Genomic DNA, 14,969 nt, shown 5'->3' on the forward strand with positions numbered 1-14,969 from the left:
GTACTATTAGTTAAGACTATTAATCAATTAATATTTATAGAGAAATAGAATTTTCTTTAGAATAGTATTATTATTATTATTATTATTTAAAATAAAAAATCGCAAAATCATATGATTTTGCGATTTTTTTTGACTCCAAAGCTTGTTTTCTATTTTATAGCTATGGTTTTTGCTATTCTTTGTTGTGCTCCTTCTTTTTTATCAATTGCTACGTGAAGGATTCCATCTTTATAATCGGCAGTAATTTTATTTTCATCTGCATAGTCTGGCAAACTAAAGGATCTGCGGAATGATTGGTAATTAAATTCTTTTTTATAATAATTATCTTTTTTTCTTGTTTCCTCTTTCTCTTCCTCTTTTTCTGAAGAAATAGAAAGCATGTTATTGTCGATTTCTACTTTAAAATCTTGTTTTTTCAAACCAGGCGCTGCTAGTTCAATTTCAATTTTTTTATCTGTTTCTTTTAAATTTACTGATGGTAGATTACTTCCCAGTGTAGCCAGACTTTGATTAGTCCAGTCTATGAGATCTCTTGATCCGAAATCATCAAAAAAGGCATCTACAGATGGTAAAAACGGATTTGTCACTAAAGGCGCGAAGGCGTTTCTTTTTACTAAATTTTTCATAATTAAAAATTTTAAAGGGTTATTTGTTATACAATTAAAATTACAAAAAAATAATATTGTTAAAGATAATAATAACACTTAATTAACTATATATGAAGTATTTACCTAATAAAAAATGCCCCTTACCAAAATGGTAAAAGGCATTTCTTACAGCTTAAAGATTATCTTTTGAATCTAATTAGTACCAACGTTTTTTATTTTGTTTTGAAGCATCTGATTTTCTAGATTTATGAGCACCACCACTTCTATTTGAATTCTTAGGTTTGGTTGATCCTTCTGGAGCAGTCTCAGGGCTTCCAGAATGCCAGGGATAAGGATGGTCACTAACGGTTTTAACGTCTACTTTTATTAATTTTTGAATATCCTTCCAATAACCGTGCTCATCTTTACTACAAAAAGAAATTGCGACTCCACCGTTACCAGCGCGGCCGGTCCTTCCGATGCGATGTACATAGGTTTCGGGTATATTGGGCAAATCAAAATTAATAACAAATGGTAGTTGGTCAATGTCGATTCCACGAGCGGCTATATCTGTAGCTACAAGAACACCAATCTCTTTATTTTTGAATGCTTCTAGAACACGTTGTCTTGCATTTTGTGATTTATCGCCATGAATGGCTTCCGCTGCGATGTTGTTTTTGCGCAAAGCCTTAACAACATTGTCTGCACCATGTTTTGTTCTTGAAAAAACTAGTACATCTGACAAATCTTGATTCTTGATCAAGTGATACAGCAAGTTTCTTTTCTCTGTTTTTTCAACAAAGTAAACATGTTGCTCAACATTCTCTGCTGTGGATGAAACCGGCGATACGGTTACAGTTTCGGGATTAGTTAGAAACATTTCAGCTAATTCCCTTATAGCGATTGGCATAGTTGCCGAGAAAAACAGTGTCTGTCTGTTTTTAGGTGTAAGTTTTACTATTTTTTTGACATCGTTCACAAATCCCATATCAAGCATTTGATCAGCCTCATCAAGGACAAGAGCGTGCAAGTGATCAAGATCAATAAATCCTTGCTTATGAAGGTCTAACAACCTTCCTGGGGTTGCAACTAAAATATCGACACCATTTCTTAGTGCGTCTACTTGCGGGTTCTGAGAAACACCTCCAAAAATAGTAAGTTGCGTCAAATTGGTGTATTTGCCGTAAGTGTCAAAACTTTGGCCTATTTGAACCGCTAATTCTCGAGTAGGAGTTACAACAAGGGCTCGAATTTGTTTGGCTTTTTTTGACGACCCTACAATACGGTGCAACTGGTGTATAATAGGAATGGCAAACGCTGCCGTTTTCCCAGTTCCTGTTTGTGCACATCCTATTAAATCCTTTCCCGCTAAAACTAGTGGGATTGATTGTTCCTGGATGGGAGTTGGGTTAGTGTAGCCTTGCTCATATACGGCTCTTTGTATACTTTTTGAAAGTGATAGATCTTCGAATAACATGTTATTGAAATTAAATATCCTGTATTAAGTACATGGATAGTTTTTGCAAATATAGGATTATTATTTTTGCTGTCGGTTTCTTATGTATATGCTAATGAAGTTATACTTAGGTGTGCTATATGATACTGCATGTTTTTATTAGGCAATGGCGTTGTTTGACTTAATAAAGTCAGTGACCAGATAACCTATCAATTTACCTATCAGGTGATTATTTTTTCCATCGTCTAAATCAGGAGCCCCCTCACATATATGTATGTAAGTGGCGTTTTTATTTTTGGCAAAAAATGAAATAAACTGCCTTAGTTCTTCCACAGAAAAACCACTCAGGGTCATGGCACTACTTGCTATATTGGGAAGTGCATCCAAATCAATTTCGATTCCGAAGCCATCTGTTTCGACAAATGCTAATGCGGTATTCATTTCCAGATAAAAATCCTTTTCTTTTCTAATCTTTATGCTATCATACGTATTATAACGTACGCGATCTTCAGTTTTTTTAATGATGTCTAGTACACTTTTAGAAGTGTGATTCTCATGCAAACCAAAAACAAAATACTTTTTCAAAAAGCCTTCTTCAAAAGCATAGGAAAAACCATTTCCGCTATGTCGTCCTTCCAAGATTCTAAAATCAGAATGTGCGTCAAAATTTATGGCATTTACCGGTTTACCTTTAGCCAGAGCAGCACCTTTTATGTTACCATACGAATTATTGTGCCCGCCGCCAATAATTATAGGAATTTTGCCCGCTTTTATAATATTAAAAATTATGTGAGAAACATCTTTGTCGATTCGCTCTACTAACTGACTTAATTTGGAACGATCATCCACATCATTGAAGTCTAAATGTTCGACTTCCTTCATCTCTTCACAAACATCAACTTGTCCCAAAACAATCAGCTGACTTCCTTTAGAAAAACGATTGTGTTGAATATTGGCAATGTTTTTTATGGCGCTATCCCACGCGGATGCTGCACCTGGCCTGCCGTAATTGGCTCTTATCCCTATGTCTTCCGGAATTCCTAACAGCACATACTTTGCTTCACAAGTTTTTAAAAATGAGATTACATCAGTATCTTTAGGAAGAGTAATCATCTTTTCTCCAAATTTAATTTCCCCACTTCTGTGGTTAGTAATTTTGGCGAGATCATTCATTGTAAAAGGCAAAAGCTTTTCCATAAAAAACATAATTTTTCCAAAAATACTATAATTGTGTTAACAATTGTTTCATCTTTAATTTATTTTCTTAAATTTGGAAAAAAAAAATTAAAATGGAAAATCAAAAAAGTAGTTCGAGTCTAAAAGCAATAATTGCAGTATTAGCAGTTTTACTAGTTGGGAGTTTAGTCTATATTTTTAAAATCACATCTGATGTGACCGCGGTACAAACTGAATTGAAAACGACAATGACTGAAAAAGAATCAGTTATGATGGATTTGGAAAATTTAAAAACAACATATGATGCAGCCATTGCTGAGAATACATCTATGTCTGATGAATTGATTCAAGAAAGAGACAAGGTTGTGAATTTAATCGCAGATCTAAAGAAATCTAATGGAAATGTTGCTAAATACAGAACTCAATTTATTGCTCTTCAAAGTAATATGAAAGCTTTAATGGCAGAGAATGAAGTTTTGAAAGAGAAAAATATTACTTTAACTACTCAACGTGATAGTACTGTAGTTGTATTGGGTGAAACCAAGAAAAATGTCGAAGCATTAGCAGGACAAAACGAAGAATTGGCAAAAGTGGTAAAAAAAGGTTCAAAACTGACTGTGTTGAACACAGCAGGAATTGCTTTAAAAGTTAGAAATTCTGGAAAAGAAATAGAAACTGAGAAAGCAAGAAGAGCTGACGTTCTTAGAGTTAGTTTTACTATAGCTGAGAATCAAATTGCTCAATCAGGTGATAAAACATACCAAGTTCAGGTGATTGATGGTAAGAACAATGTGTTAGGTGATAAAAAAACAGAAACTTTTGGAGAGAATACTTTAACGTATAGTTTTTCTACTAAAGTGGCTTATGAAAACAAAACGGTTAATGTTTCACAAGATTTAAAAGGAGATGATTTTGCTGAAGGGACTTATTATATTAATATTTATAATAAAGGTGAACTAGTTTCTAAAACAAGTTTTGTTTTAAGATAACAACAGTAGTTAGTAGATAAAAAAAAGAGGAGCCTAATAGCTCCTCTTTTTTTTATGTAAGATATTTTCCTTCGAGCATTACGGCATCAATTAAGTTGCTTGCAAATGCATATGGTAATTGATAGTAAGACTCAATTGGTTTTGTAATGATTAAGTTTGCTTTTTTCCCGATTGTGATGCTTCCATGAGTATCTGAGACTCCCATGGCATAAGCACCGTTTATGGTAGCGGCATTTATCGCTTCCTCGGGAGTCATTTTCATTTTTATACAGGCAGTAGCAACAACAAAATTCATGTTCCCCGACGGGGTTGATCCGGGGTTGTAATCTGTTGCCAAGGCAATTGGAAGACCTGCGGAAATCATTGCGCGAGCGGGTGTGTAGGGAATACTTAGAAAGTACGAGCAGGATGGAAGTGCCACCGGCATAGTTTCTGTGTTTTTTAAATCCATGATATCTTTTGGTTTCATAACTTCAAGATGATCTACAGACAACGCATTGTATTTTATGGCTGCTTGAATTCCTCCAATTGAATTGAATTGATTCACATGAATTTTTGGCTTTAAGCCAAAACGGACTCCTGCTTCCATAATTTGTTCTGTTTCTGCAACAGTGAAATAGCCAGTTTCGCAAAAAACATCTATGTACTCTGCTAGGCGGTTCTCAGCGATTTTAGGAAGCATCTCATTTATTATCAAATCAATATAGGCTTTTCTGTTTTCTTTGTATTGCAATGGAATGGCGTGGGCTCCCAGAAAAGTAGCTTTTATGGTTATGGGATAATGCTTAGATAGCCGTTTGATAACACGAAGTATTTTTACTTCCCCTTCTAAGCTAAGTCCATATCCAGACTTAATTTCTACCGCTCCAGTTCCCAAACGCATTACCTCCTCTAATCGTTCTTTTGATTGCTGGTAGATTTCTTCTTCTGATGTTTCATTCAGTTTTTTAGCCGAATTTAATATACCGCCGCCACGATTGGCTATTTCTTCATAGGTCATTCCGTTGATGCGATCTACAAATTCTTGTTCTCGGTTCCCAGCATATACAATATGAGTATGGCTGTCACACCAAGCTGGTAAAATCATTTTTCCAGTTGCATCAATGACATTATCCGTTTTTAGTCCAGACATATTTTCCATTGAACCAAAATCGGTAATCAAATCGTTTTCGATTAGTAAGTAGGCGTTTTTGATGGTTGGAAGAATAGCCATTTCAGCACCAGAAATTTTTACAATTCCAGCTTCTCGCACTTGCAGCAATTCCTTGATATTGGTAATTAGAGTTGTCATTTAAATTTATTCAGAAACTTTAATTTCAAAGAGTTTGTCCCAGTTTTTACCAGTTACAAAAATGGTTTTGGTCTTTGGGTTATAGGCGATACCATTTAATACGTCATCAGGAGTAGCATTAATCAACTTTCTTAAGCCAGACAAATCCAAGATCCCTTCAACGGCACCATTTGTTGGGTTTACAACTGCAATGGCGTCTTTTTGCCACACATTGGTATAGATTTTTCCTTCAATCCATTCCAATTCATTGATAGATTTTATTTTTGAATCTCCCGAATAGACATTTATATAGTCAATCATCTTTTGAGTTTCGGGATCCATTTTCCATATTTTTTCAGTTTTATCAGTTTGATAAATGTATTTTCCGTCATTTGTCATTCCCCAACCTTCGATATCTTTGTCGTAAGCGAATGTTTTTTCCAGCTTTAATGTGTTTGCATTATAGATAAAGCCTGTTTTTTCCTGCCAGGTCAATTGGTACATCTTACCGTTTACAAAAGTGATTCCTTCTCCAAAATATTTTGAATCAAGATCAACTTGTTTGTATACTTTACCCGTTTTGTAATCGTATTTTCTAAAAAAAGAGGAGCCTTTTTGACCGGTGCTCTCATACAACGTATCCTTATAGAACTCTAAACCCTCTGTGAAAGCGGCCGTATCATGGGGATATGTGTTTACAATCGTGTACTTAAGTAATTTTGGTTTCACATTGGAAACTAGTTCCACTCTTGCAGTTGCTACTGAGTTTTCTCCCTCATAGTATACTAAAGCTTTTAGGTTTTGGTAGCCTAATTTTTGCTCTTTTAATTCAAAGATTATATTGTTTGCGTCTTTTTTAGACGCTATCTTTTCATCATTTACATAGTATATAATGCTATCGACTTTCTTGGAATTCGGATTCAAAATCGCTAGGTTAAGTGCTTCTTGTGGCTGGTATTTAGCAGCAAATTTCGAACTATCGAAATTAAATATACTGTTTTCTCCCTTTTTTTTACCTCCACAACTAGAAACCGCAATTCCTAATAAAATGATAGATAGTAAGTTATATTTTTTCATTGTTTAAATTTTGAATACGCCAATATACAATGTTATTTTAACAGCACAAAGCACTTGCAAAAATATAAAAAGATTGTATATTTGCACCGGCAAGTCCTACACGACCAGCTCCTGCAGACTCCCCCAGGATGGGAACATAGCAAGGGTACGTGGTTGAGCGGTGCGATGTAGGTCGCTTGCCATTTTTTAATCTGAACTTGGTTCAGATTTTTTTTTAATATTTTCACAAAAGTAGTCTTCCATATGGAGGATTTTTTTATTTTTGGATCTTTCATATATAATCAATCACACATTATGAATAAAGTTGTTCTAATAACTGGAGGTTCCTCTGGAATAGGGAAGTCTATAGGGGAGTTTTTATATAATAAGGGTTTTATTGTGTATGGAACTAGTAGGAAGCCGGAAAGTATACTTGATTCTGTTTTTCCGTTAGTGGCCCTAGATGTGCGGGACACGGCTTCGATCCAATCAGCTGTCGCAAAAGTAATAAGCATTTCTGGAAGATTAGATATTGTGATTAATAATTCAGGTGTTGGGATTACAGGGCCTCTTGAAGAAATTCCAAGCGATGAAATTAAGAATAATTTTGAGATTAATCTCTTTGGTCCTATAGAAGTGATGAAAGCGGTTTTGCCTCAAATGCGAACGCAAAATTCGGGTTTGATTATCAATATAACTTCAATCGCGGGCTACATGGGATTACCTTATCGCGGGGTGTACTCTGCTTCAAAGGGAGCGCTAGAGCTGATTACTGAAGCATTACGTATGGAGGTAAAGTCATTTGGAGTTCATATTACAAATGTCGCACCTGGCGATTTTGCAACTAATATTGCCGCGGGACGCTATCATGCGCCAATAATTGAAGGTTCTGCTTATGAAATTCCTTACGGGAATACGTTAAAAACGATGGATGAGCATGTGGATGGAGGCAGTAATCCGAATGAAATGGCCGAGGCGGTTTATAGGGTTATCCAGGCCAAAGAACCAAGGGTACACTACAAAGTTGGGGTTTTTATGCAGAAGTTTTCGATTGTGCTAAAGCGCATTCTTCCTGATAAAGTGTATGAAAAAATGCTAATGAACCATTATAAGTTGTAATTTTGCATCAAATTAGCGTGAGGGATAGCAGCGAAAAGCCCGCAGTATTGTGTAGCGAAAGCGTAACGATGCGCGGACTTGTAGCGAATAGCCCGACCTGAGGTTTTTTGCGAAGGTCACGCCCAAGAAAATAAACACATAAATAAATAGACATAATTATGAAATTTTTTATAGACACAGCTAATTTAGCTCAAATTAAGGAAGCACAAGCTCTAGGAGTTTTGGATGGAGTTACTACAAATCCGTCATTGATGGCTAAAGAAGGAATTACAGGGAAAAACAGTATTTTGAAGCATTATGTAGACATATGTAATTTGGTTGAAGGTGATGTAAGTGCTGAAGTGAATTCTTTAGATTACGATGGTATGATCAAGGAAGGTGAAGAATTAGCTGACTTACACGATCAAATCGTGGTTAAATTACCTATGACCAAAGAGGGAGTTATGGCTGCCAAATATTTCTCTGATAAAGGAATTAAAACAAATGTAACATTAGTTTTCTCTGTAGGTCAAGCGCTATTGGCTGCTAAAGCTGGTGCAACTTATGTTTCTCCATTTATTGGTCGTTTAGATGATATCTCTACTGATGGATTGGCTTTGATCGAAGAAATCAGATTGATTTATGACAACTACGGTTATGAAACACAAATTCTTGCTGCTTCTGTTCGTCACACAATGCATATTGTAAACTGTGCTAAAATTGGTGCTGATGTAATGACTGGACCACTTTCTGTTATTTACGGATTGTTGAAACACCCTTTAACTGATATTGGATTGGCTCAGTTTGTTGCTGATTTTGAGAAAGGAAACAAGTAAAAAGGAGTATATAGTGGTTCATTTTTTAACGATGACTAATTGAAATAAAAAAAGTCCCTTACGTTAAGTATGGGACTTTTTTATATTTATGATTTGGCTAAAATTATTTTCGTACAAAAGGTGGCAATAGTTTTGAAGAAACTTCTCCAAATCCTATTCTTACTTGTCCATTTTTGCAAAATCCTTTCATAATAACGGTGTCATTATCATTGATGAATTTCCGTTCCGTTCCATCGTTCAGTACAATTGGATTTTTTCCTCCCCATGTCAATTCTAACATCGAACCGTAACTATCAGGTGTTGGTCCCGAAATTGTCCCAGAACCCATCATATCGCCCGAATTTACACGACAACCGTTAGAAGTATGATGTGTTAATTGTTGGCTCATCGTCCAATACATATATTTAAAATTGGTTTTACTTATTACGGTAGGCTCCACATTCTCGGGCTTTATGGCAACTTCCAAATTAATATCAAAGGAATGTTTTCCTTTTTGTTGTAAGTACGGTAATGGACTTGGGTTTTGTTTTGGACTTAGAACTCTAAACGGTTCTAAAGCATCCATGGTCACAATCCAAGGTGATATAGACGTAGCAAAGTTTTTTGCTAAGAACGGTCCTAGTGGCACATATTCCCATTTTTGAATATCGCGAGCACTCCAATCATTTAATAAAACCATTCCGAAGATATACTCTTCGACTTCATTGATTGGAATCATTTCCCCCATCACATTAGCATCAGTGGTGATAAAAGCAGTTTCCAGTTCGAAGTCAATTAGACGTGAGGAACCAAAAACAGGAGTGGTGTCACCAGCAGGTAACGTTTGACCTATTGGTCTGTGAACAGGAATTCCTGAAGGGACGATGGTAGAGCTTCTACCGTGATATCCCACAGGGATGTGTAGCCAGTTTGGTAATAGTGCATTTTCGGGGTCTCTAAACATCTTTCCTACGTTAGTAGCATGTTCTTTACTGGAGTAAAAATCAGTGTAATCACCTATTAATACAGGCAACTGCATTTCGACATCGTCTATTTCGAAAATAACGATGTTACGGTGTTTTATGTTATCTCTTAATTTTGAATTGGTTTCATCAAAAATTTCTGCAATCCGGTTTCTTACTAATCGCCATGTTTTTTGTCCGTCAGAAATAAAGTCATTAAGAGTATCTTGCATGAACATATCGTCTGTCAATTCAATACCTGCAAAGTAATTCATTTGCTGTAAGGCCCCTAAATCAATGGCAGAGTTGCCAATCCTAGTTCCTACAGTTACCACATTTTCTTTTGTTAAGAATACGCCGAAAGGAATATTTTGAATTGGGAAATCACTATTTTCATGTACTTCTATCCATGATTTTCTGCTTGTATCGTTGGCTGCTATTGGCATAATATGTTAATTGTTTTGTTGAAAAATTATAATTCAAATATATCATTATCTAGCAATTTGACAAACGTTTTTTCGTATTTTTGCATCAAATTAACTAAAATCAAAGAAATGCAACGCGACAAACAAATTTTTGACCTTATTCTTGAAGAACAAGAAAGACAAGTACACGGATTAGAACTTATTGCATCGGAGAACTTTGTCAGTGACGAGGTGTTAGAAGCAGCAGGTTCTGTTTTAACTAATAAATATGCAGAGGGATATCCTGGAAAGAGATATTATGGTGGTTGCGAAGTAGTTGATATTGTTGAACAAATTGCTATTGATAGAGCTAAGGAATTGTTTGGTGCTGCTTATGCAAATGTGCAGCCGCATTCAGGTTCGCAGGCCAATACTGCCGTATATCATGCTTGTTTAAAACCGGGAGATAAAATTCTTGGATTTGATTTGTCTCATGGGGGACATTTAACACATGGTTCACCAGTAAATTTCTCAGGTCGCTTATACACTCCGTCTTTTTATGGTGTTGATAAAGAAACAGGACGTTTAGATTATGATAAAATTCAAGAAATAGCTACAAAAGAGCAACCAAAATTAATTATCGCAGGAGCTTCGGCTTATTCCCGTGATATGGATTTTGAGCGTTTTAGAGTGATCGCAGATAGCGTAGGAGCGATTTTATTAGCTGATATTTCTCACCCTTCAGGTTTAATTGCCAAAGGATTATTGAATGATCCACTACCACATTGTCATATCGTTACTACTACAACACACAAAACATTGCGTGGACCTAGAGGTGGATTGATTATGATGGGAAAAGATTTTGAAAACCCATTTGGATTGACGACTCCAAAAGGAGACATCAGAATGATGTCTTCTTTGCTTGACTTAGCTGTTTTTCCAGGAAATCAAGGTGGTCCCTTAATGCACATTATTGCTGCTAAGGCGGTTGCTTTTGGTGAGGCATTGAAAGACGAATTCTTCACTTACGCTTTGCAATTACAAAAGAATGCGAATGCAATGGCAGAGGCTTTTGTAAAAAGAGATTACCATCTTATCTCTGGTGGAACGGATAATCATATGATGTTAATTGATTTAAGAAACAAAGGAATTTCTGGTAAAGACGCTGAAAATGCATTAGTTAAAGCTGAAATTACGGTTAATAAAAACATGGTTCCATTTGATGATAAATCACCATTTGTAACTTCTGGAATACGCGTTGGAACGCCAGCTATTACTACTCGTGGTTTAGTTGAAGCTGACATGGACGCTGTCGTAGCTTTGATTGATAAGGTTTTAATGAATCACACAAACGAAGATATTATTGAAGAAGTGGCTAATGAAGTTAATGAAATGATGAGCGAAAGAGCAATCTTCGTTTTCTAAATGACTCTAGTTTAAAAAGGTTAAAGTTTAAAAGTTTAAGGTTTCGTCTTTGCCGGAAGGTATCGCGAAACTTTAAACTTTTTTAGTTCGTGGGTACACTTTATACTTTAAACTTTTTTTTAAAATTTCAAAAAAATAATATGGGAGTGTTACGATTAAAATTGCCAACCGATCCAAGATGGGTAAATATTGTAGAAAAAAATATCGAGGAAATCCTGACGGATCATGCGTGGTGTGAGCAAAAAGCAGCGACTAACGCGATTACAATAATTACTAATAATTCAGAACACCAGGATTTGGTCAAGGATTTATTGGCTTTAGCCAAAGAAGAAATAGATCATTTTGAACAGGTACATAACATTATCATCAAACGAGGGCTGAAGTTAGGACGTGAACGCAAAGACGATTACGTAAACGAATTGTATTTGTACATGAAGAAAAGTGGTACTGGGACTAGAGTTTCAAGTTTGGTCGAAAGGTTGCTTTTCTCGGCAATGATTGAAGCCAGAAGTTGTGAACGTTTTAAAGTCCTTTCAGAGAACATTCAAGATGAAGAGCTATCTGTATTTTATAGGGACTTGATGGAAAGCGAAGCCGGTCATTACACCACTTTTATTACATATGCTAGAAAATATGGAACCGGAATTGATGTAGAAAAGCGCTGGAGGGAATGGATTGAATATGAGGCTTCCATTATTGCAAATTATGGCAATGGTGAGACTATTCATGGATAATTTCGTGTTTTAATTAATTTCAATGGTTTCAAAATCAATTGTTTGTAATTATTAAACTAGCAATGCCTTTTTATTTTTTGTTTAAGGCTCGATTTTTGTTCTCGAATTATTATATTTAACTGCTGACTATTCAGCAAATATAAACGCTAACATAAATGAAGCTCTATTTAAAATATGATGGAATAGTTGCTTGTCGAGTAATTTTACAGGAGCAGCTCGAACGATTAAATATAAAACACCAGCTCCTTGACTTAGGAGAAATTGAAATTAGTGACAGTGTATCTGACGAGAGTTTTACTGAACTCCAAACTTGTTTAAATAGATATTCTATTTTTATTGTTGATAATGAAAAAAGTCAGCTTATTCAGAAAATTAAAGATTCTATTGTAGAAATGATTTATGGGAATGATAAATTGCCAGCTGTAACTATTTCTCATTATCTATCAGAAAAATTAAATTTCAGTTATGGATATTTGACTAATATTTTTTCAGAAAACACCTATTCTTCAATAGAAAACTTTGTCATTATTCAAAAAATTGAAAGGGCTAAAAAACTAATTGTTGAAGATCAATTGACATTAACGGAGGTATCCTATAAATTGAATTACAGCAGTGTGGCCTATTTATCAAGCCAGTTTAAAAAAGTTACAGGTTTGACGCCGTCCGCTTTTAAAAGAATAGTAGATAAAAGACGAAATTTATCTAATTTAAAAACATAAAATAATACCCAATAGTATGATTTCACATAAAGATCCAATGCGTATTTTAATTGCTGATGATGATGAAGATGATCGCACATTTTTCAGTGATGCAATGATGGACCTTAAAATGGATAATAAATTGACTTTGTTTAATGATGGCAAAGAACTCATGGATTATTTGGCAAACCCAGATCTTGTTTTACCACATTTACTTTTTTTAGATTTAAATATGCCGCGTAAATCAGGATTTGAATGTCTAAAAGAAATTAGAGCTGATTTAAGATTTAAGGAACTTTCAATTGCTATATATTCTACGTCTTCATCTGAAAAAGATATCGAGGAAACTTTTGTTGAAGGTGCAAATATTTATATAAAAAAACCAAATGACTTCAATAAGCTCAAAAAAGTAGTCAAAGAAGTGGTAAATGTAAATTGGCAATTTCATTCATCTGGTTTAAATAAAGAAACTTTTTTCTTTAGTATATAAAAGCAAAGATATGAAGCTACTTAAATTATACAAAAATTCTCAAGTCTTCAAACTAGCTTTAGGGATTGCTATAATTGTAGTGGGTTACATTGCATCTGTTTTTTATACTCAGATGCGTAGCTTGGATTCCTCGGTCGATTTAATAAATAATGCGACTGAAACACAGCTGGAATTAGAAAAGGTATTGTCAATTATTAGTATCTATGAAACAAACCTTAGAAGCTATATTATCACTAAAGATGAGTCTTATTTAGCAGATAGATTCATGAGAAGAGGGGAAATAGAGTCTAACTTTAAGCGGATTAATAAATTAGTAGCGAATAATCCAGCTAGAGTTAAGGATGTCAAAAGACTTAGAGAACTTATCGATTATCGATTCGCACTTTTTAGAGAAACACTTCTATTATCAAAAAGTACTTTACCTAATAGTGTCGCATTAAAGGATAAACTTCGCGAAAGTAACGAGTTTACAGAGTCGATGAAAAATTTCGTATATAAAACGATAAATGCGGAGGGGGACAAAGTCAAAATCCACAATGACAATCATCAATTTGAGTTGCAATATTCTATAATAAGTGCTTTTTTACTAGTTATACTTTCATTATTGATTTTGTTTTTGTCTTTTAATAAAATGAATGTTGACATCGATGAACTTAAGAAAACGAATGATGAATTAAAGTTCTTAAATCATTCTTTTAATGAAGCCGAGAAGATTGCAGGATTTGGCCATTGGAAAATTAATTTAGAGACTAATAAATATACTTTTTCAAATAATTTCTATCGTCTTTTGGGAGTAGAACCACAATCATTTGTCCCTAGCTTAGAAAACATATTAAAGTACATTCATCCAGATGATGTTGAATATGTAAAGCAAATGCATCTTGATTCATTAAGTACTTATATACCTACTTCATTAATGTATCGCTTCGTTTTACCAAATGGTGATTTAAAATACGTAATGTCTGTTGGAAGTTTCACTACCAATGGCAAAGGCGAAATGGTAAAAACAGGTTTGAATTATGACATGACCGATCAGTTCAAAAAGACAGTTGAATTAGAAGAAAGCAATAAAGAATTAATAAGTATTAATGAGGAATTAGAGTCTTTTAATAATATCGTAAGTCATGATTTACAGGAGCCACTTCGTAAAATTCAAATGTTTGTTTCAAGAATCGAATCTGAAGATATAGATTCGATTTCGGCCCAAGGCAAAGTTTATTTTGCTAAAATAAGAACTTCTGCAAACAAAATGCAAACCTTACTTATTGATTTGGTAAACTATTCCAGAACAATAAAAGGAGATAAAGTTTTTGAAGAAACAAATTTAAGAGAATTAATTGATCATGTAATCGACGAATTATCACCCGATATTGAAGATAAAGGGGCTAAAATAAATATAGGCACTTTACCTACTGTTAAGGTAATTTCTTTTCAAATTGAGCAATTATTTATTAATTTAATCTCTAATTCTCTTAAATACAGTAAAGAAGGTTTAGCGCCAGAAATATCAATTTTATCTAAAAAAATTGAAGAAAACGAGGTGTTTAATAATGAGATAATTTCTGACGAAGACTATTATAAAATAGTAGTTAAAGATAACGGAATTGGATTTAAACAGGAGTATGCTGAAAAAATATTTGTTTTATTTCAGCGACTTGAAACGGGCTCAAAGTATTCTGGTACGGGTCTTGGTTTAGCAATTTGTAAGCGGATAGTTGACAATCATGATGGCTTCATAAAGGTAGTCTCAGAAATTAATGTAGGATCTGAGTTTTCTATTTTTCTATCTAAGAAAGTTTAATTTTGGAC

General features: G+C 34.5%; 14 protein-coding genes and 1 other RNA gene. 9 read left to right on the forward strand and 6 right to left on the reverse strand.

Annotated features, from left to right (window positions below; all coding sequences use genetic code 11):
• Nucleotides 1-149: 149 nt before the first annotated feature.
• The 3 genes from ACEN2H_RS09930 to ACEN2H_RS09940 form a co-directional block, all read right to left on the reverse strand.
• Nucleotides 150-626: an Hsp20/alpha crystallin family protein gene (locus ACEN2H_RS09930; protein ID WP_441732186.1), complete on the reverse strand. Its 477-nt coding sequence runs from the start codon at nucleotides 624-626 to the stop codon at nucleotides 150-152.
• 178 nt (nucleotides 627-804) lie between these two features.
• Nucleotides 805-2,064 (reverse strand): DEAD/DEAH box helicase, encoded by a 1,260-nt coding sequence (locus ACEN2H_RS09935; RefSeq protein ID WP_441732187.1) that lies wholly within the window; start codon nucleotides 2,062-2,064, stop codon nucleotides 805-807.
• Nucleotides 2,065-2,202: 138 nt separating this feature from the next.
• Nucleotides 2,203-3,240, reverse strand: a complete 1,038-nt coding sequence (locus ACEN2H_RS09940) for a formimidoylglutamase (RefSeq protein WP_441732188.1) — start codon at nucleotides 3,238-3,240, stop codon at nucleotides 2,203-2,205.
• A gap of 92 nt (nucleotides 3,241-3,332) precedes the next feature.
• Between ACEN2H_RS09940 and ACEN2H_RS09945 the strand changes: the two genes are divergently transcribed.
• Complete coding sequence (locus ACEN2H_RS09945; protein WP_441732189.1) at nucleotides 3,333-4,208, forward strand: hypothetical protein; 876 nt, start codon at nucleotides 3,333-3,335, stop codon at nucleotides 4,206-4,208.
• 52 nt (nucleotides 4,209-4,260) lie between these two features.
• On the opposite strand, the gene hutI is transcribed toward ACEN2H_RS09945, so the two are convergent.
• Nucleotides 4,261-5,499 carry an imidazolonepropionase gene (gene hutI, locus ACEN2H_RS09950; protein ID WP_441732190.1) on the reverse strand — a complete coding sequence of 413 codons (1,239 nt, stop codon included), beginning with the start codon at nucleotides 5,497-5,499 and terminating at the stop codon, nucleotides 4,261-4,263.
• 6 nt (nucleotides 5,500-5,505) lie between these two features.
• Nucleotides 5,506-6,555, reverse strand: coding sequence for a glutaminyl-peptide cyclotransferase (locus ACEN2H_RS09955; RefSeq protein WP_441732191.1), 1,050 nt, complete (start codon nucleotides 6,553-6,555; stop codon nucleotides 5,506-5,508).
• An 87-nt stretch (nucleotides 6,556-6,642) separates the two neighbouring features.
• On the opposite strand from ACEN2H_RS09955, the gene ffs reads away from it, so the two are divergent.
• The 3 genes from ffs (at nucleotide 6,643) to fsa (ending at nucleotide 8,468) form a co-directional block, all read left to right on the forward strand.
• Nucleotides 6,643-6,740: signal recognition particle sRNA small type (gene ffs / locus ACEN2H_RS09960), an RNA gene on the forward strand.
• Between the two features lie 109 nt (nucleotides 6,741-6,849).
• Nucleotides 6,850-7,653, forward strand: coding sequence for an SDR family oxidoreductase (locus tag ACEN2H_RS09965; protein ID WP_441732192.1), 804 nt, complete (start codon nucleotides 6,850-6,852; stop codon nucleotides 7,651-7,653).
• Between the two features lie 158 nt (nucleotides 7,654-7,811).
• Nucleotides 7,812-8,468, forward strand: a complete 657-nt coding sequence (gene fsa / locus ACEN2H_RS09970) for a fructose-6-phosphate aldolase (protein WP_441732193.1) — start codon at nucleotides 7,812-7,814, stop codon at nucleotides 8,466-8,468.
• Between the two features lie 103 nt (nucleotides 8,469-8,571).
• Here fsa and fahA read toward each other — a convergent pair whose 3' ends face one another.
• On the reverse strand, nucleotides 8,572-9,855 hold the full coding sequence (fahA, locus tag ACEN2H_RS09975) for a fumarylacetoacetase (protein WP_441732194.1): 1,284 nt from the start codon (nucleotides 9,853-9,855) through the stop codon (nucleotides 8,572-8,574).
• Nucleotides 9,856-9,963: 108 nt separating this feature from the next.
• On the opposite strand from fahA, the gene glyA reads away from it, so the two are divergent.
• The 5 genes from glyA (at nucleotide 9,964) to ACEN2H_RS10000 (ending at nucleotide 14,961) form a co-directional block, all read left to right on the forward strand.
• Nucleotides 9,964-11,238: a serine hydroxymethyltransferase gene (gene glyA, locus ACEN2H_RS09980; RefSeq protein ID WP_441732195.1), complete on the forward strand. Its 1,275-nt coding sequence runs from the start codon at nucleotides 9,964-9,966 to the stop codon at nucleotides 11,236-11,238.
• Between the two features lie 146 nt (nucleotides 11,239-11,384).
• Nucleotides 11,385-11,972, forward strand: a complete 588-nt coding sequence (locus tag ACEN2H_RS09985; protein WP_441732244.1) for a tRNA-(ms[2]io[6]A)-hydroxylase — start codon at nucleotides 11,385-11,387, stop codon at nucleotides 11,970-11,972.
• Nucleotides 11,973-12,127: 155 nt separating this feature from the next.
• A complete protein-coding gene (locus ACEN2H_RS09990) occupies nucleotides 12,128-12,691 on the forward strand; it encodes a helix-turn-helix domain-containing protein (protein WP_441732196.1) in 564 nt (187 codons plus the stop codon).
• A gap of 16 nt (nucleotides 12,692-12,707) precedes the next feature.
• Nucleotides 12,708-13,160 carry a response regulator gene (locus ACEN2H_RS09995; protein ID WP_441732197.1) on the forward strand — a complete coding sequence of 151 codons (453 nt, stop codon included), beginning with the start codon at nucleotides 12,708-12,710 and terminating at the stop codon, nucleotides 13,158-13,160.
• Between the two features lie 10 nt (nucleotides 13,161-13,170).
• Nucleotides 13,171-14,961: an ATP-binding protein gene (locus ACEN2H_RS10000; protein WP_441732198.1), complete on the forward strand. Its 1,791-nt coding sequence runs from the start codon at nucleotides 13,171-13,173 to the stop codon at nucleotides 14,959-14,961.
• Nucleotides 14,962-14,969: the final 8 nt, after the last annotated feature.

Origin of the sequence: Flavobacterium sp. W22_SRS_FP1, from assembly GCF_052113685.1 — a bacterium.
Lineage (GTDB): Bacteria > Bacteroidota > Bacteroidia > Flavobacteriales > Flavobacteriaceae > Flavobacterium.